The organism is Parabacteroides sp. APC149_11_2_Y6, from assembly GCF_054506995.1.
In genome coordinates, this window is the sequence record NZ_CP173709.1 from 5,078,560 (window position 1) to 5,101,238 (window position 22,679).

20 protein-coding genes are annotated in these 22,679 nt (G+C 42.9%); 8 read left to right on the forward strand and 12 right to left on the reverse strand.

Going from position 1 to position 22,679, the window contains the following annotated elements; all coding sequences use genetic code 11:
• Positions 1-473 precede the first annotated feature (473 nt).
• Positions 474-725 carry a hypothetical protein gene (locus ACGE0T_RS20660; protein ID WP_459188456.1) on the reverse strand — a complete coding sequence of 84 codons (252 nt, stop codon included), beginning with the start codon at positions 723-725 and terminating at the stop codon, positions 474-476.
• A 293-nt stretch (positions 726-1,018) separates the two neighbouring features.
• Here ACGE0T_RS20660 and ACGE0T_RS20665 point away from each other — a divergent pair, with 293 nt between their 5' ends.
• Positions 1,019-1,408, forward strand: coding sequence for a response regulator (locus tag ACGE0T_RS20665; protein ID WP_459188457.1), 390 nt, complete (start codon positions 1,019-1,021; stop codon positions 1,406-1,408).
• Between the two features lie 24 nt (positions 1,409-1,432).
• Here ACGE0T_RS20665 and ACGE0T_RS20670 read toward each other — a convergent pair whose 3' ends face one another.
• Positions 1,433-1,777, reverse strand: a complete 345-nt coding sequence (locus ACGE0T_RS20670; RefSeq protein WP_459188458.1) for a hypothetical protein — start codon at positions 1,775-1,777, stop codon at positions 1,433-1,435.
• 3 nt (positions 1,778-1,780) lie between these two features.
• Positions 1,781-2,335, reverse strand: coding sequence for an RNA polymerase sigma factor (locus tag ACGE0T_RS20675; RefSeq protein WP_459188459.1), 555 nt, complete (start codon positions 2,333-2,335; stop codon positions 1,781-1,783).
• 150 nt (positions 2,336-2,485) lie between these two features.
• On the opposite strand from ACGE0T_RS20675, the gene ACGE0T_RS20680 reads away from it, so the two are divergent.
• Positions 2,486-2,932: a DUF6249 domain-containing protein gene (locus ACGE0T_RS20680; protein WP_459188460.1), complete on the forward strand. Its 447-nt coding sequence runs from the start codon at positions 2,486-2,488 to the stop codon at positions 2,930-2,932.
• A 305-nt stretch (positions 2,933-3,237) separates the two neighbouring features.
• On the opposite strand, the gene ACGE0T_RS20685 is transcribed toward ACGE0T_RS20680, so the two are convergent.
• Positions 3,238-4,281: a helix-turn-helix transcriptional regulator gene (locus ACGE0T_RS20685; protein ID WP_459188461.1), complete on the reverse strand. Its 1,044-nt coding sequence runs from the start codon at positions 4,279-4,281 to the stop codon at positions 3,238-3,240.
• 155 nt (positions 4,282-4,436) lie between these two features.
• Here ACGE0T_RS20685 and ACGE0T_RS20690 point away from each other — a divergent pair, with 155 nt between their 5' ends.
• From ACGE0T_RS20690 to ACGE0T_RS20710, 5 genes are all read left to right on the forward strand, one after another.
• Positions 4,437-5,954, forward strand: a complete 1,518-nt coding sequence (locus ACGE0T_RS20690) for a TROVE domain-containing protein (RefSeq protein ID WP_459188462.1) — start codon at positions 4,437-4,439, stop codon at positions 5,952-5,954.
• 784 nt (positions 5,955-6,738) lie between these two features.
• Positions 6,739-7,521: a hypothetical protein gene (locus ACGE0T_RS20695; RefSeq protein ID WP_459188463.1), complete on the forward strand. Its 783-nt coding sequence runs from the start codon at positions 6,739-6,741 to the stop codon at positions 7,519-7,521.
• Positions 7,497-8,897 (forward strand): RtcB family protein, encoded by a 1,401-nt coding sequence (locus ACGE0T_RS20700; protein WP_459188464.1) that lies wholly within the window; start codon positions 7,497-7,499, stop codon positions 8,895-8,897. Before ACGE0T_RS20695 ends, ACGE0T_RS20700 begins: the two co-directional genes overlap by 25 nt.
• 4 nt (positions 8,898-8,901) lie before the next feature.
• Complete coding sequence (locus ACGE0T_RS20705; protein ID WP_459188465.1) at positions 8,902-9,603, forward strand: RNA ligase family protein; 702 nt, start codon at positions 8,902-8,904, stop codon at positions 9,601-9,603.
• Between the two features lie 5 nt (positions 9,604-9,608).
• Positions 9,609-10,721, forward strand: coding sequence for an AAA family ATPase (locus ACGE0T_RS20710; RefSeq protein ID WP_459188466.1), 1,113 nt, complete (start codon positions 9,609-9,611; stop codon positions 10,719-10,721).
• On the opposite strand, the gene ACGE0T_RS20715 is transcribed toward ACGE0T_RS20710, so the two are convergent.
• Both ACGE0T_RS20715 and ACGE0T_RS20720 read right to left on the reverse strand, forming a co-directional pair.
• On the reverse strand, positions 10,718-11,101 hold the full coding sequence (locus ACGE0T_RS20715; RefSeq protein WP_459188467.1) for a DUF3037 domain-containing protein: 384 nt from the start codon (positions 11,099-11,101) through the stop codon (positions 10,718-10,720). The two genes, ACGE0T_RS20710 and ACGE0T_RS20715, sit on opposite strands and share 4 nt — an antisense overlap.
• Positions 11,079-11,861 (reverse strand): HipA family kinase, encoded by a 783-nt coding sequence (locus ACGE0T_RS20720; protein WP_459190528.1) that lies wholly within the window; start codon positions 11,859-11,861, stop codon positions 11,079-11,081. The genes ACGE0T_RS20715 and ACGE0T_RS20720 overlap by 23 nt, the downstream gene beginning before the upstream one ends.
• Positions 11,862-12,127: 266 nt before the next feature.
• Here ACGE0T_RS20720 and ACGE0T_RS20725 point away from each other — a divergent pair, with 266 nt between their 5' ends.
• The gene (locus ACGE0T_RS20725; RefSeq protein ID WP_459188468.1) at positions 12,128-13,840 is read left to right on the forward strand and encodes an amidohydrolase; all 1,713 of its coding nucleotides are present in this window, start codon (positions 12,128-12,130) and stop codon (positions 13,838-13,840) included.
• 235 nt (positions 13,841-14,075) lie between these two features.
• Here the strand turns inward: ACGE0T_RS20725 and ACGE0T_RS20730 are convergent, their stop codons facing one another.
• From ACGE0T_RS20730 to ACGE0T_RS20755, 6 genes are all read right to left on the reverse strand, one after another.
• On the reverse strand, positions 14,076-14,879 hold the full coding sequence (locus tag ACGE0T_RS20730) for a LytTR family DNA-binding domain-containing protein (RefSeq protein WP_459188469.1): 804 nt from the start codon (positions 14,877-14,879) through the stop codon (positions 14,076-14,078).
• A gap of 3 nt (positions 14,880-14,882) precedes the next feature.
• Positions 14,883-15,626 carry a LiaF transmembrane domain-containing protein gene (locus tag ACGE0T_RS20735; RefSeq protein ID WP_459188470.1) on the reverse strand — a complete coding sequence of 248 codons (744 nt, stop codon included), beginning with the start codon at positions 15,624-15,626 and terminating at the stop codon, positions 14,883-14,885.
• A gap of 122 nt (positions 15,627-15,748) precedes the next feature.
• Entirely contained in the window at positions 15,749-18,874 is a 3,126-nt protein-coding gene (locus ACGE0T_RS20740) for an efflux RND transporter permease subunit (protein WP_459188471.1), read from the reverse strand.
• Between the two features lie 14 nt (positions 18,875-18,888).
• Positions 18,889-19,965, reverse strand: a complete 1,077-nt coding sequence (locus ACGE0T_RS20745) for an efflux RND transporter periplasmic adaptor subunit (protein ID WP_459188472.1) — start codon at positions 19,963-19,965, stop codon at positions 18,889-18,891.
• A gap of 32 nt (positions 19,966-19,997) precedes the next feature.
• Positions 19,998-21,260, reverse strand: a complete 1,263-nt coding sequence (locus ACGE0T_RS20750) for a TolC family protein (RefSeq protein WP_459188473.1) — start codon at positions 21,258-21,260, stop codon at positions 19,998-20,000.
• A gap of 119 nt (positions 21,261-21,379) precedes the next feature.
• Positions 21,380-22,525 carry a DUF6051 family protein gene (locus ACGE0T_RS20755; protein ID WP_459188474.1) on the reverse strand — a complete coding sequence of 382 codons (1,146 nt, stop codon included), beginning with the start codon at positions 22,523-22,525 and terminating at the stop codon, positions 21,380-21,382.
• Positions 22,526-22,679: the final 154 nt, after the last annotated feature.

Genomic DNA, 22,679 nt, shown 5'->3' on the forward strand with positions numbered 1-22,679 from the left:
TGACTTCAAAGCATATATGTTTCGATTTCAAAGCATGTATGCTTTGTTTTTAGACAGTATAAGGCAGAGATGCGGCTCTGGAATGATTGGAAAACCGACCCCGGCACGGATATTAAATAGTTTATTATATTTAGAAAAATGTAACTATATGATTTGTCTAAGATTTTGCAAATAAACGCGGATTAAGAAATATAAGACCTGTATTAATCTGCGTTTATTCGCGGAATCCGCGTCAAAAAAATAATTCCTGTGTTCTATCATTTAGTAGCCATACATCCATCTGCGTCAACAAACAGATAAAGCTAAACTTCGCGAGAGCGGCATATTTGAGGCTTTTCTCGTACCTGTATTCATATAAGCCGGCAATGGATAAGGTGTTTTGTCTTTTTGTCATTTTGATAAAAACAAACAAGGTCATCTCAGTTTAAAATGAGACAACCTTGTTTCTTCCTCTCTTATAAAAGTTACTTTTTCTACTCTGGTGCGGCTTCTTCCGCCTGTTCTCCATAGAACTGGCAGCTTTCGCCAATACCAAGCATGCTGTTTATTTCATGCCGTTTATCTAAATCAGTAAAATAAGTTTCTACTACCTTATATATATCGAAACCGTCTGTTGAGCCTGCCGCGAGGTTTAATGCTTCTACCAATTTGCCGACAGCTCTATGAATCTCATTTTTCTCAATCAGATGAAGTTCGTTGTTGTGAATTAATTGACACTTTCCCATGATGTTTGACTTTAAAGTTATACATGCTCATTCATTTATAAAAAATAAAGCAGTGTATTTTGCTCTGCTTCTTCTTTTTTAGTGCACTAAATATACAAACATATTATGAGCTTTCACATTTTTCCGTACTTATTATTTTAAATAATTATTAATTGAGGGTAATTGCCTTTTCTCTTACCGGGGAAAATCAAAAATATATGATTTTCCGAGCTTACAGAGTGAGAATAAGTTTGTTTCTGTTTGGTTATGTGAAAATTAATATGGAAATTTGTTGACATATAATATGGAATGCTATGGACAAGTATGATTTTGGTAAAGAATTTACTATTTTGGTTGCAGAAGATGAAGAGAGTAACTTTTTATTGTTGAAGACAATATTAAAAAAGTATACCAATGTCCTTCATGCAAGAACCGGTAAAGAGTTATTGCAGATGTACCAAGATGAGCATTCGGATTTAATTTTGATGGATATTAAAATGCCGGAGATGAATGGACTCGAAGCATTGAAGGAAATCCGTAAGATTGATTCGTCCATCCCGGTGATAATGCAATCGGCCTATGCTTTTGAGAATGATATGGAAGCCGCACGTGAAGCCGGCAGTAACGGATTTATAACCAAACCAATCAGTGTTGCCATCTTAAAGGATACGATTAAGAAATTCATTCCCCAGATAGAATTTTAAAACACCAATTGTTCCCGGTTCCGGTTATTTGTTTTTGTGAAATAACCGGCGCAGGCGATAATCCAGATACAACAGAAGTAAAGCTATACTTCCAATGAAAAGATAAAAATGGAAGGTAGAAGGATGTATCGGTTCAAGGGTTATTTTAGGTAAGTCCATGTAAAGGAAAGCTGCAATCCCCAAAGCCACCATAAAGAGGGAAGCCAGTATTACTGCAATCAGTCCCATACGTTCGTTCCGTTTCTTTATCTTTATGGCTTCTTTTGTTATTTGTTCCATTACATTCATACGGAAGGATGCTGGAAGCGGTTCTTCCTGCATATTTTTAAACAAATCTTTTAAGATGTCTTTTTCCTGTTTTGTATTCATTGTCTAATCCTCCATTCCTTTTAATATAACAAATAACTTTTTCCGAATACGATGCAGTTTCACTTTTGTATTCGATGGGGTGAGCCCGGTAATGTCGGCAACTTCCTCTATTGTTTTCTCTTTCATGTAAAAGAGCAGGATGATTGCCCGTTCGTCCGGCGGCAGTTTTGCCAGAGCCGCATCCAACATCTCCATTTGTCCGGTGGTATCATTTCTTCCTAAGGCGTCTGCAACTTCTTCTTCGGATACATTATTAATAATAGATTCTTCTATTGCCAGGAATTCATTTTTCTTTTTCCGGGTTGCCGAGATTGCCGTGTTGTATGCAATCCGGTACATCCAGGTGGAAAAGCTGCTATCCCCTTTAAATGAAGACAAATTACGGAATACCTTTACAAATACATCCTGTGCAAGTTCTTCCGCATCTTCCCGGTTTCTGACGACCTTTAAAATAAGCGAATATACCTGGCGGCTGTATTTATCCAGAAGACAAGCAAAACATGCCGTATCTCCTGATTGTATCCTTTCTATATAATATGTATCGGTATACAATTCCATTTATATTATAATGGACGCAAATAAAGTTGCCAGGTTACAACTTGCATATACAAAAATAATAATATTTTTTACTGGACCTATCTGTAACCTTTCAGAAATCTTTACGTCAAAAGGGCAAAGAGTTTAATTAATCATTAAAATAGTACAGTTATGATGGATTTTATTATGGTTCCGCTGGTAGTCGGAATTTGCATTGCAGGAGTGTATGGTTTGTTTGAGTTGTTCGTTCGTAGAAAAGAACGTTTGGCTATTATCGAGAAGATAGGGGAGAAACTGGATGCCTCGGCATTTGAAGGAAAATTGAAATTGCCCAAATACGGTGCATTCAGTAATATTTCATTTTCTTCTTTAAAAGCAGGATGCCTGCTGGCAGGTATCGGACTTGGTTTGTTGATTGGTTTTATTGTTACCACATCAATCGGAATGAGCAGTAATATGTCTTATATGGGAGATGGCTGGCAGGGTTGGTATCGTCATGAATTGGCAGGAACAGTCTATGGTGCATCTGTTTTATTGTTCGGAGGTATCGGGTTGATTGTTGCTTTTATTGTTGAAATGAAGCTGCATAAGAATGAAAAAGATTCCGAGACTAAATAAGGGAGTTTGAGTTATAATTTGTGTGTACCCCGGTATGATCTTTTTTAAAAGAAGATTGTGCCGGGGTTTTTTCTGTAAACAGAAATGTCTATAAACAATTAAAGGTTGTCTCCCGACAACCCCTAACCAAACTTTGTTAACCTTAAATCTAATACTATTATGAAAAAACCACAATGCAAAGATATAGTTGCATGATAGTTTTGTCAAGTGTTCTGCGTACAATATATGTTAAGGGGAAGCGGATGTTTGGATAAAAAATGTTGGGTAGTTTGAATGGATATGAAGCGCGTGCAAAATCTGTTAAATTAACGGTTACTTTTATCTTCTTCGTGGGGTGGATTGTATAAATCCAGAGTTGCTCTCAGTTTCTTTTGTATTAAATGAGCGAGGGATGCCGGTGCCAGTATTTTTATCCCTTCGGCAAATCCGAACAGGTCGCGTACCAGTTCTTTATTGATAATAACTTCTATTTCGAAAATCATGTTACCCCCTTTTTCTTCAATCAGACGCTGGCTTTTGTGAATAGGTTTGGTCAGGACATAAAAAGCATCAGGCTTTTGTACCTGAAAACGGACTTTCTCGGGTTTGGAACCGATGCTTTTGGTGACTCCTACGATATCATCAAAGAAAGTCAGAGGGTCGAAAATGTCATTCTCGTGATAGAGCTCGTTTTCTGCTATGGATAAGTTGTGGATGCGGTCGAGCGCAAGGTTTAATAGAACCTTTTTGTTCTTCTTTTTCACTCCGAGTACAAACCAACGGTTCCTGTATTCTTTTAACAAGTAGGGATAGAAAATAAAAGAAGAAGCGGAGCGCGCAGTAAAAGAGCGGTATTTCATATCTAATGCCTGTTTGTTGACAACTGCATTATAAATAGTGTCCAGATAATTTAAGCCTTTCAGATGCTCATTCTTTTCAAAATCGATTACAGGGATTGTTTGTTGGCGGACAGAAGTTACATGGTCTTCCAGGCGGTTCACGATTTCCCCCATTTCGGAGAAATAGGAAAAGCCCTTAAACTGGCGCAGTACTTCCACTGCTTCCGACATGACTTTTAAATCCTGCTCGGAAAGGGGCGTGTTGGTAATGCTGTAATCCGGATCTTCGTATGTATAGTATTTATTGTCGTACACTACAATCGGAGCATTGTAGCCTAATTTCTCACTGCGCATCATTTGGATATCCATCTGGATAGTTCTCCGGCTGATGCCTTTGTCTATGCCTTCATATTCATAAAGGGCATCAGAGCAGGCATCGATTAAATCTTCCAGCGTCCATTGCCTGTACCGGTTTCTCAGGCAGGTATCGATGGTTTTATAACGGATTAATGCGTTTCTGTTTGCAGGCATAGTATTTGAAAAGATTTTCGGACAAATATATCTCTTATTTATCGGCTTTAAGGCAAAAAAATAATAGAAATCCTACAAATATTTTTTGTTGCGCAAAAATATTGCGTACCCATGCCTGCATCTTTGCAATGTCAAACAAATAAAAGTAAATCGTTATGAAGTTCAATTTATTAAGCAAAAAGGCAGACAAGGTGATGAACTATGAAGGAGCGCAAGCCTGGAAATTGTCACCCGAATGGCAACTGTACACAGCTACTGTTACCTCTTCATTGAGCGAGCATTTTTATCAAAGCGCAGCCGACAGATTAGAAGCCGTACGTGATTTGATTGCACATAACGATCCTCGGTTTGTTGCACGTTTGGCAATCTATGCCCGTACAAAAATGAATATGCGTTCTATGCCGTTAGTCTTGGCAGTGGAGTTGGCACGGGTTCATAGCGGCGACTCTGTTGTAAGCCGGATGGTTTCGCAGGTGGTTCGGCGTGCCGACGAGATAACCGAATTGCTGGCATATTATCAGCAGGCAAACGCCCGTGAGGATGTAAAGAAACTGAACAAGCTGTCCCGGCAGATACAGGCCGGATTGAAAGAAGCGTTTAACCGTTTCGACGAATACCAGTTTGCCAAATACAACCGGGATACCGAAGTAAAGTTGAAGGATGCCTTGTTCCTTGTTCACCCGAAAGCCAAAGATGAAGCACAGCAGTTACTGTTTAATAAAATAGTAGATGATACTTTGTCCGTACCTTATACCTGGGAGACTGAACTGTCTGCCTTGGGGCAGGTGAAGTTCCCTTCTATGGAAGAACGTAAGTGTGCATTCTCTTTAAAATGGGAAGAACTGATAGATAGTGGGAAGGTCGGTTATATGGCTTTATTGCGTAACCTTCGCAATCTGTTGGAAGCGGAAGTTTCCGAGGCCTATATCAAAAAGGTATGCAGTACATTGGCTTCGCCGGAAAATGTGCGTCGTTCCAAACAGTTGCCTTTCCGTTTCCTAGCCGCTTACCGGGAAATATCCAAGTCTACATCCGTATATGCAACCTGTGTATTGGATGCGTTGGAAGAGGCTGTAGCAGTTTCGGCTGAACATATCAAAGGATTCAGTTCGGAAACCAGTGTAGTATTAGCTTGCGACGTATCGGGTTCGATGCAACATTCGGTATCACCGAAGAGCCGTATATATCTATACGATATAGGTTTAATGCTTGCTATGTTGCTGAAGTCACGTTGCGAACATGTAATAACCGGCATGTTCGGAGATACATGGAAAGTGATAAATGTGCCTTCCCGGGGAGTGCTGGCAAATGTCGATGCGTTCTATCAAAGGGAAGGGGAAGTCGGCTATGCAACCAACGGACATTTGGTGATAAAAGATTTGTTGAACCGTCGTGAGCGGATAGATAAAGTGATGTTGTTTACGGACTCCCAGTTATGGGATACGAAAGGAGGTCATAACACAATGGCTTTTATGTGGAATGAATATAAAAAGATTTCTCCGGACAGTAAGCTATACCTGTTTGACCTTGCCGGATACGGAATGACTCCTTTAAGTATACTTCGTGAGGATGTCTATCTGATAGCCGGTTGGTCTGATAAGATATTCGATATCCTGGATGCGATAGAACAGGGAGGAGATGCTTTATCTGAGATAAACAACATTCCATTTTAGCCTCGTGCTCTTTGAATAAAGAATAAACAAGTGCCGTAGATAAGGGTTACTTCGTTGGTAACGTCTGTGTCGGGGGGTCGACTCCCCCCGCTCTGCCTTGTGCAGAACGTAGCTCAGTTGGGTAGAGCAAGAAAAAAGTCCCTTATCGCTTGTTGCCTTGTTTACAAAAATAAGTGGGTACCGTAAGGAAGAGTTACTTCGGTAAATTTGTCTTTAAAAACAAAGAACAGGTTCAAATCCTGGCATCTTCCGGGATGCAACAATAGTCTTTTCCTGGCTGTTGTCCCACTTCCAAAAATAAAGACAAGCAGAATGCCGTAGAAAAGGGATACATCGCAGCTCTATGAGGGGAGGAATAGTGAAGTCGTGAAAAAGAGGCAAGACTATCCGGTTCGATTCCGGCAATGCGCAGCCCCGCTCCCTGATCGCTTATTGCTTCTGTTTGTCCTTTATTTGTATAAAAATGATACAAATATTTGTTAATTCAAAAAACAGCCTTATCTTTGCCACCGAATTTTAAGTATCACCCTAAAAATTAAGAAAGGGTACACATATGCTGGAACGTAAATAAAAATCGGAAATTGGGGCTAAGTTGGTTCTTCGGGAGGAAGAATCTTTGTAACGACAGTCTTTATGAATCTAATACATACTACACTTGTAGCAGTTAATTAGTCCCCGCAATCAATTTATACATTTATTTATCATGGCTGATGAATCAGGCATACAGGAATGGGTATATCCATACCTCTCTGTTTGACTGTGTCGGCTTAAAAAACAATTGTTTATGGGCAATTACGGAAATGAGCAAGCACTCATTGAAATAAATAACCTGCCCTCTGAACGTTGGAAAATCAGGCGTATCCGTATGGCACGCGATAAAGAGTTGCGCCGTTTGGATAAGGAATGCCGTCATGTCTCCGAACTGATACGAAATCTGGGATATGAGGAATTGAACCCGCCCATCCAACGGGGATACAAACGTCTGTTTGTATTGACAGAGGAAACCAAACGCAGCAGTAAAGCCGATTTTTATCAAGGTATATTGGATAAGATAAATACCGTATGGTATAGTCCGGTTAAAACATTTAATAAAGATAGAAAAAGAAAAATAGCGAAATGGAGGTATCGCCGGCGGGCGGAACAACTGTTACAGGAACCGGACGAATGGGCTTTTGGTAAATCCGGGAAATTCACAGAAGAAGAGGCGCAACTGTTTCATCGTATTGACTATTATTCTTATCCGGCTAAACGGTGGATGGTGAAATATGTATTCTGTGAACCCTGGCGCTTTGTCTTACGTGTAAGGCCTAATATGATTACCAAGGTCAAACGGAAAGATTTGGTTCTTGAGCAATATCAGGATGAGCTCGAGTCTCAGCGAGACAGGAATTGGGGCAGGTTGGTGAAAATATGGGGAGGAAATACAAATTCCTGGAATACATACCAGAAACAATACATCCCCAAAGAAAAGTATAAATATAATCCGGTTAAGAATAAAAACCTCTGGGAAATCATGGAGGAGTATAAAGAAGAAAAAGAATTATGGGAATACGAACAAAAGATTTAAGTAAAATAGGATATACAAACAATGTGGCACGTAGCCTTGCTATCAATATCACCGGCAAGTTTTGCAAACATGAAACGAAAGAGCAGATACTTGCCACATTGGTAGAGATACAGGAATCACCGGAGAAGTTCAGGGATAGTGAGATTTGGTTTCCATTAGTGGAACATTTTGCTCCGACTTTATCAGATACACTTCCTTTTACCGTGTATAATCTCAGAGATGAGGCGCTTCCCTATAAAACATACGGGAATAAATTTATCGATAGCCTGGCTAAACAACAAATGGATTTGGCAATGCGTCTTCCGGTTGCAATAGCCGGAGCGTTGATGCCGGATGCCCATGCCGGATACGGGCTTCCTATCGGAGGGGTACTGGCTGTTGAGAATGCGGTAATTCCTTATGCCGTAGGAGTGGATATCGGTTGCAGGATGAGCCTTTCTGTATTTGATGCAAAAGCTGATTTCCTGAAGCGTTATTCGCATCAAATCAAGACGGCATTGGGAGATTACACGCATTTCGGAATGGAAGGAGGATTGCCTTTCCTTCAAGAGCATGAAGTGTTGGACCGGGATGAGTTTGCTCTTACGCCTCTATTGCGGAAATTACGTGAAAAGGCAATCCGGCAATTAGGAACTTCCGGGGGAGGCAATCATTTTGTCGAGTTTGGAGAAATTCAGTTGAATGAGAACAATGTACTGCATTTGCCGGCTGGAACTTATACCGCTTTATTGTCACACTCCGGTTCCCGTGGATTGGGTGCTGAAATTGCGAAAGAATACAGCACTGTCGCTCGCGGACAATGTAAATTGCCTCGCGAAGCTCAACATTTTGCCTGGTTGGATTTGGATACGGAAGCGGGGCGGGAATATTGGATGAGTATGAACTTGGCTGGCGATTATGCCCGTGCTTGCCATGAACAGATTCATTCTAATTTGTCAAAAGTATTGGGAATGAAAGTGATAGCGAATGTGAGCAACCATCATAATTTTGCTTGGAAAGAAGAGATTTCTTCAGGTAGGAATGCCATTGTACATCGTAAAGGGGCTACCCCGGCAGCGAAAGGACAAGCCGGTTTTATACCGGGAAGCATGGCGACAGCCGGATATCTGGTGTGTGGAACGGGAGAGGTTGAGGCCCTTAATTCTGCATCTCATGGGGCGGGCAGGGCAATGTCGAGGCAAAGTGCCAAGGAACAATTCACCCGGTCTGAAATGAAAAAAATACTGACTCGTGCAGGTGTATCTCTGATAGGAGGGAGCATAGAGGAAATACCTCTGGCTTATAAGGATATAGAGAAAGTGATGCCGGCTCAGGATACATTAGTAGAAATTCACGGCAGGTTTATGCCGCGTATAGTAAGAATGAATAAAGAATAGAATTATGTTATCGGAAAAGTATGGTCGTACCTATCATTTTCCCTTTTCGCCGGGGACAACAAGCGACGACCGCATCAATCATATGTATTGGGAGGACATTCAGAGAATAGAGACTTTGGTCCACACCGAAAAGTTGGATGGCGAAAATAATTGTTTGAACCGGTACGGTGTATTTGCCCGCTCCCATGCAGCCCCAACTACATCTCCCTGGACCTGCCAGTTGCGGGAACGGTGGGAACTGTTGAAACGGGATTTGGGGGATATCGAATTATTCGGAGAGAACCTGTATGCCGTACATTCTATCGAGTATAAACGGCTGGAATCTTATTTCTTTATCTTTGCCGTAAGGCAACAGGATACTTGGTTATCCTGGGAAGAAGTAAAGTTCTATGCCGGCTTATGTGATTTTCCGGTTGTGCCTGAACTGGCTGTTCAGCCGGTAAAAGCGCTGACACAGGAAACGTTGCAACGGCAAATTATCCTTTGGGCACAGGAACCCAGTATTTTCGGTTCAATCGATACCCAGTTGGTACAGGATTGCAGCCGGGAAGGGGTAGTGAGCCGTAATATAAATGAATATCCTGTATCGGAATTTGCCCGGAATGTTTTTAAGTATGTCCGTAAAGGACATGTAAAGACTGGGGAGCATTGGACCCGTCATTGGAAACGGGCCCGCCTGGTCTGGGAGTATACGAATAAAGAATAGAAAAAATGAACTGGAAATTTACAAATTATAGAGACTGGCAATTCCTATCGGAGCGTTTCCAATGGATACGGGATATGGAAAATACATCCCAGCACACTGTTCATCATGGTGAAGGGAATGTTGCAATCCATACACAGATGGTTTTAAATGAGTTGATTGCTTCGCAGGGATTTGGTATGCTTACAGAGCTGGAGCAGGAGGTGCTTTGGACTGCAGCTTTATTGCATGATGTGGAAAAACGTTCCTGTTCTGTCAATGAAGGCGAAGGGCGTATCTCTGCATATGGACATGCCAGAAAAGGAGAATATACGGCTCGTACGATTCTGTACCGGGATATTCCTGCTCCGTTTGCACTGCGTGAACAAATCGCTTCGTTAGTCCGTTTTCACGGATTGCCTCTTTGGTTCATGGAAAAGGAAAATCCGGAGAAAAAGGTGGCTGAAGTCTCGTTGCGGCTGGATACCTGTTTATTAAAGCTGTTAGCTATGGCAGATATTCGTGGACGTATTTGCCGGGATAGTGAACAATTATTGGAAACAGTGGAGTTGTTTGAGCTATTTTGCCAGGAGAAAAACTGTTGGAGGCAGGCAAGGGCTTTTGCTACCCCGAATGCCCGTTATCATTATTTTAATCAGGCAGACAGTTATATAGACTATGTCCCGCATGATGGTTTTGATTGTGAAGTGACTTTGTTGTCCGGGCTGCCGGGAATGGGAAAGGATTATTATATCCGGACAGTCGGAAAGGATTTGCCGGTTGTTAGTCTGGATGCTATCCGCAGGAAAAATAAGTTAAGTCCGACAGATAAAGCGACAAATGGCTGGGTGGTGCAAACGGCTAAGGAAGAAGCCCGTTGCTATCTGCGTAAAAAACAAGATTTTATTTGGAATGCGACCAACATCACAGCCATGATGCGCCGTCAGTTGGTAGACTTGTTTACAAGCTATAAGGCTAAAGTGAGAATAGTCTATATAGAAAAGCCTTATATGATCTGGCGCAAACAAAATCAGGACAGGGAATATGTACTACCGGAGCATGTACTGGATAAAATGCTTCAGAAACTGGAAATTCCCCAGTTAACGGAAGCTCACGAAGTGGTTTATCTGGTAGAAGATTAGAGAACCAACTCCCTGAACAACTCCTCCAGTGTCTTGTCCAAATCGCCGGAAAAACCGGGATGGGGGCGGGAGGTCTGGATAGAAGCGCTCCTGACGGCAGTCAACCATCGGAAACGTTCCGGTATATCCATGCCGGCAATCGGTCCTCCTTCTTTTATCCCGGAGCAAATCTTATGGAAGACTTCCAGGTTGGCATACAAGGATTCACGATCCAATTCGGACGAGAACAGGTTTAACTTGTTCTCGTCTACTTTATATAAAGCTTTCAGGTATTTCGCCTTTTTTGAAAACAAAATAATCCCTACATTAAAAAATTCTTCCCGTTCCACCTTCGGAACGATACGTATAATGGCATATTCATATAAGTGATTTCCTTGCATACCGGGCTTCTTTGATAAATGTTTCGGAATGGGCCAACCGCTTCAGCAAGAAACGGACGTAAATCTCTCTTATCTCATCGGGTGTTCCGGGGCTGTTAGGCCAGTGGAGCCAGTCATTGGGAATCAAACCGACAATCGCACGTATTTTTTCTTCCGTCAGTACGGTATGGAATGTGGCATCCACTTCTTCCAGCATGGATGCTTCCGGCAATAGTACATGTTCTTTTATCTGTGGAAAAGGGCCGGTAGCATGTTTTTCCCAGTTTACCCACGAATAATGGAAAAAGAGGGAAGCTCCAAGGTCTATCAACCATAATTCTTTATGCCACATCAGCATATTGGTATTATGGAATGTACGGTCTACATTGGTTAGGAATGCGTCCAGCCAAACGATACCGGAAGCCGTTTCAGGGTCTACTTTCGTAACTACCGGGTCGAATGTGAGTGCTCCGGACAAAAAATGTAATCCTAAATTTAACCCCCGGCTACTTTGCAAAAGGTCCTGGATTTCTTCGTCTCCTTCCGTACGCCCGAATGCCTCATCCAGTTCCAGAAAGATAAGTTCCGGAATACGGAATCCCAATGCACGTGCAATTTCTCCGCCTATCAGTTCGGCTATCAAGGCTTTTGTCCCGTGTCCGGCGCCACGGAATTTCACAACATATTTGAAACCGTCATCCGCTTCAGCCAATGCCGGTAGTGAACCGCCTTCCCGTAAAGGCATGATATAGCGTATCACATTTGCAGTCCGTAATTTCATTATTTCCATATTATAATTGAGGATAAAGATACAAGTCCTTTTTAAAAACAAAATAAAATACCGTATGTTTTATTATTGAACGGTGCTGAAACGTTTTGTGAACGACATGCAAAACGCGTAAAGAAGTATGAAAAATAATGATTGTCTGTCTATTAGTATAATAAAACCTGTTAATATCTTTTCCTGAAAGAATGTGGATAATTCTTTTTCCCTATATTTACCAAAGTGATATATATTTTTAGTTTTAACCCTTAGCAAAAAGAAGAATGAAGAGAAGACGTTTTTTATCCAGCCTGTTGGTTGCCGGAGTGTCTATGGCAACAGTCGGATGTGCAAGTCTGGACGAACCGCTCCATGTGTATTACAATGCTAAAATTTACACTGCTGATAAAGCGAATCCCGAAGCTACGGCAATTGTTGTGAGTGGCGGTGAAATCGTTTATGTCGGTGATGATAATGGCGCTAAAGATTTTGTCGGAGACAACAAAGCTGTATTCTATGACATGCATAGCCGGCGTATGCTTCCCGGTTTCATGGATACACATTGCCATTACATTTTTGTAAGTGTTGTTATGACGGATACGCCCAGTCTTGAAATAGCGGAAGATTGGAGTCATGAAGAAATCTTGGAAGCAGTCCATGAATTTTCCCGTGAAAACGAGAAGTCGAAAGTTCCTATTATTATAGGTTTGGGATATGGTGTCGGTGCTAAGCCTTTAGCTTCCGAACTTGATAAAGTAAGTGATCGTCCTGTTGCATTAACAGATAGCGGGGGACATAGCATGTGGCTGAATACGGCAGCGATGAAAGCCGCAGGTATCGATGCAAACACCCCTGATCCGATACCCGGATCCAGCTTTTTTGCTCGCGATGAACATGGAAATCCAACGGGCCAGGTTGTGGAAGTAAATGCGATTGTCAGTGTATATAAAAAGTTGAAACTCGGTTCGGTAAAAGCCATGAAGAAAAATTTACCTGAATTTCATAAAGTCATAAATTCCAATGGGTATACAGCAGTATATGATGCCGGTTTCCTGGTTATGGATGAAAAAGAAATACTTCCTGTTCTTAATAAAACGAAGTTGCCTTTGCGCTATTTTACTTCTTTCTATTATGACGGGACGGCGAAACCTGAAGACTTCATAGAGATGATGAAGGATGTAAGGGATGAACAGACTTCTGATAATGTACGGCCAACCACATTGAAAATGTTCAAAGATGGTACTGTAGAAGTCTATAGTGCCTATATGTTTGATGATTATCTGCCACCGGGACATGGACATGGTGAAGAAGTATTGCGTAATTCGAATATGCTGGATATGGCACGGGTTGCTACTGATGAGGATTTTAATGTGCATGTACATGCGATAGGCGATCGTGCGATTTCGGATGTATTAGATATCTATAAAGAATTAGGCGACATTTCCGGAACCAAAACAATGGCGCATGTCCAGATACTCCCGCCGGATGGCCTTAAGCGTTTTTCAGAGCAAAACGATGTATTCTATCAGACCACTCCGTTGTGGCTTGCCTATGATCCTTTTACTCCGCAAGTCCTTGGGGATGATCGTTATTCACGCATGATGCCTCTGAAATCGGTAGCAGAAGGAGGTACAACGCTGACATTTGGTAGCGATGCTCCGGTGAGTCGCGGTTTGGTCGGAATGAATCCGTTTAATAACATTTATTATGCAGTTTGCAGGACTATCGAAAGCGACGATCTGATCATTCCGCCTCAATCGGAAGGAATAGATGTCAGAACCGCTATCGATGCCTATACGATAAATGGAGCAAGACAGGTAGATGCCGAAGATGAATTCGGAAGTATAACCGTGGGGAAAAGTGCAGACTTTATTATCCTCGACCGTGATATTCTAACAATCCCTCCGAGACATATTAAAGATATAAAAGTGCTGAAAACATTTTTCCGTGGAAACTGTGTGTATGATCAGAAGAAGAGTGAGCAGCAAAATGCATGAACCGTCTATAAACAATTAAAGGTTGTCATCACGACAACCCCTAACCAACTTTGTTAACCTTAAATCTAATACTATTATGAAAAAACCACATTGCAAATGTACTACTGTATCCGATATATGTCAAGTGTTTGGCGGATAATAGATGTTAAACGGATTGGCCTGTTTGAATAAAAAGTGTTAGATGAATTAAAACTATATTCAATACAGACAAAAACAGCTAAAATTAACACTTTTCTTAGAGCAACAGCCGTTCTTTTAATAGCTTGTATCCGGAGTTGCTTGCCCTTAGGCAAATGCCGTTTTTAAGACGTACCTGATAGGTTTCTTTCCCGAATAATTCCACCCGGACAATCTGTTCCGAATTCACAATACAGGAACGGTGAATACGTATGAATATATTTAGAGGAAGATGCGTTTCAAAATATTTCATCGTTTGTTCTTTCGTATATTGTCCTGTCGGAGTAAACAGAGTTACATAATCACCACATGCCTGTATGTAAAACAGCTCATCCAAATGAATGATGTGAATACGTGTCCCGTCTTTTACCGAGATGCGGTCCGGCAGTTCCTCTGTTTGGGCTACAGCAGGAGCTTGTTCTTCTGTGTCTATTTCTTCCGTTCTATCCGGCTCTTCTTCTATCCGGCTATGCATTTGGTATATCCGGTACCATTGCAATAAAATAAACCAGCAGGATAATCCGAACAGTAAACGGAGAGGTATACTCGGCAAGAAATACATGCCCGGGTTTTCCATATAGAATGTCCATATGATAAAACTGTCGGCAATACAAATAACCTGGACTGCCAGTGCCAGTACGAACTGGGCCTGGGATGCCCGGAGGACATCAGTTACATACCATAGCAGGAAACCTGCCGCGGAGAGGATTCCGGTGGTAATCAGGCTGTCGATAAGGGCTATCTCCCAATCCATCCCGCAATACAGCACTTCCAGACAGGATAAAATCCCCCACGCCGTAAGAACCAGTATAATCCCAACGATCCGGTAAGGAATAAATTCTATAAACGGATGTTTCTGCATGGGTTAATTTTTTAATTCGATGCCGCCGAAGTTAACTTTCCCCTGTATAATCAATACATGCTCCTGATCGACCGGAGCCACGGAATTGTAGCGTTTGTCATCGCATCCTCCTATGATAGCCTGAACCTGGGTTTGGACATTCCAGTCGGAGGGGACATATATTTCGATACCGCCGAATGTACAATCTATTTCGATAAATGTTTCCGGTTTATCCAGTTTGGTACGTCGTAAATCGAGAATAGTCCCTCCGAAAGTACATTTCATACTTGCGCCGTTGAATACAGGGTCGAGTACGATTTGCTGGATAGAACCGAATGTATTGTCGGATACGATAAATCCGTCTTCGGAAGTATAGGAGGTTTGTGTATGATCTGTTCTTTCTCCCCATCTCCTGTGTGAAGGATGAGAGTTTCTTTTGAAAAGTATACTGATACCGATTAGTATAAAAATGGCCGGCCAGTACGTTGCCATCCAGTCTGTTTCGATAGCCGAAATTTCCGGTAGCAGAAAATAGGCTCCGACAGCAACCAGTATGCACCCTCCCCAGAAATGCCGCTTGATAAACTGGACCAGCCCGATTACTATCAGCAGCATCTGCCAGGAAATAATAATACCGAACCAATAGGAGTCGATAATGCCGAGGTTACGCCCGATAAACATCAGACCTACTACAATAAACACGAGGGCTGTTACAAACGTACTCAGTTTGTGATGCCAGGAATGGATGCCTTGTTGATTTGCTTTCATTGTCGTTTCGTTTTTAATTTTGATGCAAAGCTATGGCAACAGCACTTTCCGTACAATAATAAAACGCCTGTTTACCGGTAAAACCCGACGAACGCCGGATTATTCCCGGTAAAAATATCAAATCAAAGTCTTCTTTGCAACAATTCTCCCGAACGAGTGAAAACAGTTTTTCTGTAAATGGCTTCTATGATAAGGGGAAAAACAAATAAGGTAAAGAATGTAGCTCCTATTAACCCGCCGATAATGACTATCGCAAGCGGGCGTTGACTTTCCGAGCCGATGCCATGGCTCAGGGCGGCAGGCATAAGTCCGAGTGTTGCCATAAGTGCAGTCATCAGTACCGAACGGACACGGCTTTTTACACTTTCGCGTACTGCTTCGTCGAGTCCCAGTTGTTCCCGGATATTCTTTTTTATATCCGTAATCATAATGACTCCGTTTTGGATACAGATACCGAACAAAGCTATAAATCCGATACCTGCCGATATGCTGAAATTAAACCGGGTGATAAGCAAAGCCAAAATACCTCCGGCTGCTGCATAGGGCACATTCAGCAGTACGATTCCTGCATCTCTCGGGTTATTGAAGAGTATAAATAAAATAAGGAAAATGATAATCAGGCTGACAGGAAGTACTTGTGCCAAACGTTTCGTTGCCCGTTGCTGGTTTTCAAAATCTCCTGCCCATTTCAGCCGGTAGCCTTCCGGAAGCTTAACCTGTTTGTTCACTTTTGCCTGTGCTTCGGCTACGGCACTCCCCATGTCGCGTCCCCGGACAGAGAATTTTACAGCACAATATCGTACATTATTGTCCCGGTAAATAATAAGCGGGCCGGTCAGTGTGTAGATATGTGCCAGTTCTTTGATTGGAATCATGGCTCCGTTGCTGGCAGGTACCAGTATTTTTCCGATGCTCTCCTCATTATTCCGGAAAGTCGGGTTATACCGTACCATAATGTCGAATTTCTTTTCATCTTCGTATAGCTTGGAGGCGCTTTTACCTCCGATAGCCATTTCGATGATGGATTGTACATCTTCTTTAGAAACTCCATACCGGGCAAGGGCGGCTTCGTTTATTTCGATACGCAGTTCCGGTTGCCCGATATTCCGGACAACTCCCAGGTCTTCAATACCTTTTACCGTTTTCAGTATTTTATAAATTTCCTCGGCTTTCTTCTCGGACAAGTAAAGGTCTTTCCCGTATATCTTGACAGCGATAGAACCTTTTACCCCGCTTGCCGCTTCTTCCACATTATCGGAAATCGGTTGGGAAAAATTGAAATCCACACCGGGGAATACCGACAGTCTTTTCTCCATCTCTTCAACCAGCATGGTTTTGGTAATATTCCGTTTCCATGTTTTTTCGGGATAGATATCCACCAGCATTTCAATATTGTAGAATCCGGTGGGGTCGGTTCCGTCGTTCGGGCGGCCTGTTTGCGATACGACTTGTTTGACTTCCGGATATTCGGCCAGCAATCGGCGCATTTGGTTGGAAAGTGGAACGGCTTCTTGCAAAGAGATGCTTTGGGGCAATGTGGCACGGATATAAATAGAACCTTCGTTTAGCTGCGGCAGGAACTCGGAACCCAGGAAATGGAAACAACCCAATCCTCCGATAGCGACTAAGGTACTGATAATAATAGTTGCCGCTTTATGCCGTTGGCAACGGGCAAAAAGGGAACCGGAAGTCCGGTTTACCCAAGCAACGAATATATTCTTACGCTCTTTTACATTCTTTTTTAGCAGGATGGACGAAAGTACCGGAACCAGTGTCAGTGTAAATATCAAAGCACCCAGCAGGGCAAACCCTAATGTATAGGCAAGGGGACTGAACATCTTTCCTTCTACTTTCTGAAAAGAAAAGATAGGAACCAGTGCCGTAATAATGATCAGTTTGGAGAAAAATACAGCTTTGGCACGGTCTTTTGCCACTTGACGTATCAATCCCATTTTACTCATCCGGTTGAATGCAGGCATACCGACTTCACGGGCTTTCTTGTCGAGTGCCACATATAATCCCTCAACCATGACGACCGCCCCATCGATAATAATACCGAAGTCGATAGCTCCCAGCGAGAGCAGGTTGGCACTCATCCCTTTTATTTGCAGGCAGATGAAAGCAAAAAGAAGTGCCAGCGGAATGATAACGGCCACCGTTACCGTAGTGCGCCAGTCCGCCATGAAAAGCATTACGATACAGGTCACCAGAATAATCCCTTCTATCAGGTTATGTGTTACGGTGTGTACCGCCAGATTCACCAGGTTTTGCCGGTCGTAAAAAGGGACAATCTGTACATCCGAAGGCAAGTCGTCTGCTTGTATTTCATTCAGCTTGTCTTTCAATGCGGCAATTACCACTGCCGGGTCTTCTCCTTTACGCATTTCAACGATACATTCCACAACATCATCTTCTTCCATGCGTCCGACCTGCCCCAGACGGGGAAGCGCGGATTCGTGCACATCAGCCAGGTGCTTTACTAAGATAGGTTTGCCTTCAATGTTTTTTACTACGATATTTTCTATATCCTTAATGTCGTTGACAAGTCCCATGCCACGGACTACATATGCCTGCGAACTTTTATTAATGACATCTCCTCCTACATTGATATTACTTTTGGATATGGCTTCATATAGTTCGAGTGTAGAGATGCCGTAGTCGGTCAGGTGTTGGGGATTGACACTGACTTCAAACGTTTTGACTTCTCCACCGAAACTGACCAGGTCGGCAACGCCGGGTACGGAACGGAGTTTCCGCTCTATCACGAAGTCTTGCAATGTCTTCAATTCGCGTACACTCCGTTTGTCGCTCCGGAGGGTGTAGCGGTAAATTTCGGCAGTCGCTCCGTATAATGGCTGGACATTTGGGGTAATGCCTTCTGGCAGGTCTGCATCCGTCAGCAGGTTATATACTTGCTGGCGGGCATAAAAGTCGTCCGCATCGTCGTCAAACATTACATTAATGACGGAAAGCCCGAAAAGTGTCGTACTGCGTATATCCGTCTTTTTCTGGCAGGCATTTAATGAGAGTTCGATGGGTATCGTAATAAACTTTTCTACTTCTTCTGCGCTGCGTCCCGGCCATTGGGTGATAATGGTAACTTTGGTATTGGTCACCTCCGGGAATGCGTCTACCGGAGTATGGATAAATGAAAAGATACCAACCACCGTCACCAAAAACGTCAAGAAAAAGATAATGAATTTGTTTCTCAGCGAGAAAGTAATGATATTATCGATAAACTTGTGCATAATAATCTTTTGTTTTATAGTGCATTGTACACTAATATTGCATTTTTGTCGACTACGTTTTCTCCTTCTTTCAGTCCGTCGGCTACATAATCGTACGTATCGGTTTGTTTGTACAGGGTAACCTGCCGTTTTTCAATCGAATTGTCTGTATTGACTACTACTACGTAATTCCTGCCATTTTCAAAAATCACGGAGTGCGCAGGTATGCGCAGTACCGGTTTTCCGCTTCCGGCAGATTCAACGTACACATTGGCATACATGCCGGGTTTCAGCAGGTAACCTTCGTTCTTCAGCCGGACACGCGCACTCATTGTCTTGCTGTTATCGTCGAGGGTATTAGATATTTTGTCGATGCTCCCTTCGAAAATACGTGAACCGTAGGCGATGGTGGTGATTTTTACTTTGTCGCCCGGATGTATTTTGGTGATGTCGCTTTCGTAAACATCGGCAATCACCCAGATGTCATCCAGTCCGGAAATAACGAATAACGGGTTTGTCAGATCATCCCTGAGTTGCATATTCTCGCTTATGTTTTTTTCGAGAACAAACCCGGAAACCGGTGCCGGTATTTCATATGTAGAGTTTCCTGTGATATGGTAAAGGGAGAAGAACTCGCTGAGTCGTTTTTGTTCGGCTTTAGCGATGGCAAGCTCTTGGCGTGCCATCTGCAATTCCCTCTCGGAGCTCATACCGCTACTGGCAAGGTCGTTTACCGCATCCAGGTTTCGTTTGGCATAAGCCGCTTTCTGGTCTGCTTCATTTTTTTGTTTTTCCAGTTCGGCTACATTGGCACTTTTGATAACAGCCAGTACCTGCCCTTTTTTTACAGGGTCGCCTATTCCGCAACTTACGTTTGTGATGGTTCCTCCAAAAATCGGGTATACCTGTGCCGATTTATCCGGGTCGAAATCCACTTGCCCGTTCAGGATTGTTTCTTCCGGCGGGATGCAGGAAACGGCAGGCTCGATACTTATCATTTTGGCGAGGTGGTCATCCAGCATCATACCTTCTTGTTTTTCATCGGTGGCCTGTTGTTTGCAGCCGTAGAAGAAGATGCTTACCAGCAACCATCCAATTAATTTCTTTTTCATGCTATTGCGTTGTTGTATGGTAAATAATAAGATTATAGTTTGATAGCATCGAAACCGGCTTCCCGGTTTAGGTCTATCATGCCCAGCCAGCTTTTGCGTGCCAGTTCATTTATATTCATAATTGTTTCTTTATAGGTCTGGTAATAGTCTACGTATTCCAGTAACGAGATATTACGCTTGATAAAATTGTCGTTTACACCTTCCATGATTTTTTGCCAGTCTCCGGATATTTCCATATCGGATGTTTTATAGAGCTTCCAGGCATTCAGCATCTTGTAATAGGTGGAGGTGAGCGAGGATACTGCATTCAGCTCCTGGTTCCGATAGTTGGTCTGTGCCCCTTCGTAAGCCGCTTTTGCCGCTCGTATATTTCCCTGGTTACGGTTAAATACAGGCAGGGTGAAAGAGAACCTTAATCCGAAATAATCGTCGCAAATCGGACCATGCTTATCATAAAATCCGTGTACGCTGACTTTGGGAAAGGCATCCGATTTCTGTACTTTGATATCGGCATAGGCAACCCCGCATGCCGATGAGGCAAGTTTCAGGTCCGGGCGTTCCTCTATCCGGACAATCAAATCCTGTAAATCGATTTTATCGAGAGGGGAGGCGGCAAGCGAAGTTTCATCCACTTCCGGTAGCAGTTCTATGTCTTGCCGGATACCCAGTAATACTTTCAGGGCTGCCTGGTACTCCAAAGCTTCATCCTGCCGTTGGTTCGATTCCTGTTGCAGGGAGAGGAGCAAAGCGGAGATTCTGGACTTTTCGGCTAAAGACACATTGCCTTTTTCCACCTGTACCTTCAGTATCTCTACAATCTTTTGCAGTTGTTCGATAGCGGTATGGTAGATCTTGACTTCGTTTAGCGAATAGTACAGGTTGAAGAATTGCCGGTCCACTTCGTTTTTAAGGACATGCATTGTCAATTCCAACTGACGTACGGCTACTTCCTTGTTCATCCGCTCCAACCGGATACGGCTGTCGCGCTGGTGGGCGATATAGATAAGCTGCTCGATTTCGACCGTGCTTTCTCCTTCTTTGCTGAAATCGAAATATTTCCCGTTGGTACGGTTATAGATATTATGCTCTATCGTTATGGAGGGATTTTCAAATAACCTCGACTGGACGACTTTGGCTTCGGCGGCATCTACGTTGAACCGGTTAGCTACCAGTTCCAGATTATTGTCCTGAAACAATTTTTCGGCATCTCCGACTGTGAGCCGGAGTTGTTGCGACTGTCCTTTGGCTGAAGAACAGGCAATTACCATTAATAAAAAAAGAACTCTTTTACGCATTCCTGTTAATCTTGTTTTCCGGGGGCAAAACTACCGGTTTACAAGGCTGGCAGGTATTAGAAAAGAGTTACAAGGGTATTAGAATTCCGTTAGAGTTTTGTAAATGCCTGGCAGGTCCGTTATAAAAATGCGGCGGCACTGCTGAATATGCGCTGGAAAGCCTGGCTCAGCAAGGTGGGTTCTGTTTTGCTGCGAAGCGGGAAGGGTACCTGATGGCTGTAATGGAACGGAAAGTCCAGTTCTTCCAGTATTTTTTCCGATGCTTTGCCTAATGCTTTTATAATACCGCTGGTCGGCATGACGATATCTTTTTTCAGGGAGATGGCATGTATCCGGTGGCAGGCACGCAAAAAGAACGATTCGCGGTATTCCTGCATCACATCGGTACGAATCATGGCTTTGAATGCCTGTTCCATAAAGTCATTCTTAAAGGATGTCGGTAAAGTGCGTTGTTCTAAAAAGTCATTCCGGTAATACTGCTGCAAGCTGTCGAATGCAGCCTGGTCCATAATATCGCGTGCATTCCCGTTCATCTCACTGAAGATGGAACCTCCGCAAAACATGAAAAGGCGTGTATCGCTGAACATTTTTTCCGGATTGGCAAGCAACAGTACCTGTGATAATAATGCACCGATGGAATAGGCAAACAGGTTGATGGAGGTGTCTTCTTTAAACAGGGGATGCCGTCCGTCTTTTATTTCATGCACCAGTTGCCAGAGGTTATACACCGATTCGCGGCCGGATGCATAAAAACGTAGCGGATTCTGGGATAACCGGCTGCTTAGTGCAACGTTGGCGAAGGAAGCATTGCCCAGGTCTTCTATTTCTTTTTTGCGGACGTTTACCCAGGACAGCGTTTCCCTTGGGTTGCACCATTGGCTGGGCGTGCGGTTCATATGGAAAGCGATGGGAAAAAGTATAACCGGCTTTCCCGTATGCTTGGCAAGGTATTCCGCCCATGTCAGGTATTTTTCCCAGGAGCGTTCGTTCAGACCGTGTAATAGAATAATTGCCTTGTCTCTTTTTACTTTTCCTGCCGGAGTGAAAATCGTATAGGAGAAGTCTTTGTTCTCCTGTATGTAATTATCTGTAACCGGACAAAATTCGGTAGAGGAAAGTGTCCGCTGGAACTCGTTAATTTCACTTGCCCCGGTCGTCTGGGTAAAGCGATAGGGCTGGATTTCCAGATGGCTTTCCTCCAGGCTGGCCTTTTTATCATAGGAAAAAAGACTGTTTAGTTGTTGTGTTCGAATAGAAATATCCATAGATGCGTTTTAATTTTGACGTAAACTAACAATACAAAAACAATCTCTCAAAATAAATGGTTTAGCCATCCTTTTCTGGGGGTATAAAGTGCTATATAGGGGCGAAATGTTGCTATGCGGGGCGAATGCCGGATGGATGTAAAGGGAAATATAC

Excerpts from the sequence above, each read along its gene's own strand:
- ACGE0T_RS20660 (WP_459188456.1), bottom strand. The coding sequence starts at position 725 with ATGGGAAAGTGTCAATTAATTCACAACAACGAACTTCATCTGATTGAG.
- ACGE0T_RS20665 (WP_459188457.1), top strand. The coding sequence starts at position 1,019 with ATGGACAAGTATGATTTTGGTAAAGAATTTACTATTTTGGTTGCAGAA.
- ACGE0T_RS20670 (WP_459188458.1), bottom strand. The coding sequence starts at position 1,777 with ATGAATACAAAACAGGAAAAAGACATCTTAAAAGATTTGTTTAAAAAT.
- ACGE0T_RS20675 (WP_459188459.1), bottom strand. The coding sequence starts at position 2,335 with ATGGAATTGTATACCGATACATATTATATAGAAAGGATACAATCAGGA.
- ACGE0T_RS20680 (WP_459188460.1), top strand. The coding sequence starts at position 2,486 with ATGATGGATTTTATTATGGTTCCGCTGGTAGTCGGAATTTGCATTGCA.
- ACGE0T_RS20685 (WP_459188461.1), bottom strand. The coding sequence starts at position 4,281 with ATGCCTGCAAACAGAAACGCATTAATCCGTTATAAAACCATCGATACC.
- ACGE0T_RS20690 (WP_459188462.1), top strand. The coding sequence starts at position 4,437 with ATGAAGTTCAATTTATTAAGCAAAAAGGCAGACAAGGTGATGAACTAT.
- ACGE0T_RS20695 (WP_459188463.1), top strand. The coding sequence starts at position 6,739 with ATGGGCAATTACGGAAATGAGCAAGCACTCATTGAAATAAATAACCTG.
- ACGE0T_RS20700 (WP_459188464.1), top strand. The coding sequence starts at position 7,497 with ATGGGAATACGAACAAAAGATTTAAGTAAAATAGGATATACAAACAAT.
- ACGE0T_RS20705 (WP_459188465.1), top strand. The coding sequence starts at position 8,902 with ATGTTATCGGAAAAGTATGGTCGTACCTATCATTTTCCCTTTTCGCCG.
- ACGE0T_RS20710 (WP_459188466.1), top strand. The coding sequence starts at position 9,609 with ATGAACTGGAAATTTACAAATTATAGAGACTGGCAATTCCTATCGGAG.
- ACGE0T_RS20715 (WP_459188467.1), bottom strand. The coding sequence starts at position 11,101 with ATGCAAGGAAATCACTTATATGAATATGCCATTATACGTATCGTTCCG.
- ACGE0T_RS20720 (WP_459190528.1), bottom strand. The coding sequence starts at position 11,861 with ATGAAATTACGGACTGCAAATGTGATACGCTATATCATGCCTTTACGG.
- ACGE0T_RS20725 (WP_459188468.1), top strand. The coding sequence starts at position 12,128 with ATGAAGAGAAGACGTTTTTTATCCAGCCTGTTGGTTGCCGGAGTGTCT.
- ACGE0T_RS20730 (WP_459188469.1), bottom strand. The coding sequence starts at position 14,879 with ATGCAGAAACATCCGTTTATAGAATTTATTCCTTACCGGATCGTTGGG.
- ACGE0T_RS20735 (WP_459188470.1), bottom strand. The coding sequence starts at position 15,626 with ATGAAAGCAAATCAACAAGGCATCCATTCCTGGCATCACAAACTGAGT.
- ACGE0T_RS20740 (WP_459188471.1), bottom strand. The coding sequence starts at position 18,874 with ATGCACAAGTTTATCGATAATATCATTACTTTCTCGCTGAGAAACAAA.
- ACGE0T_RS20745 (WP_459188472.1), bottom strand. The coding sequence starts at position 19,965 with ATGAAAAAGAAATTAATTGGATGGTTGCTGGTAAGCATCTTCTTCTAC.
- ACGE0T_RS20750 (WP_459188473.1), bottom strand. The coding sequence starts at position 21,260 with ATGCGTAAAAGAGTTCTTTTTTTATTAATGGTAATTGCCTGTTCTTCA.
- ACGE0T_RS20755 (WP_459188474.1), bottom strand. The coding sequence starts at position 22,525 with ATGGATATTTCTATTCGAACACAACAACTAAACAGTCTTTTTTCCTAT.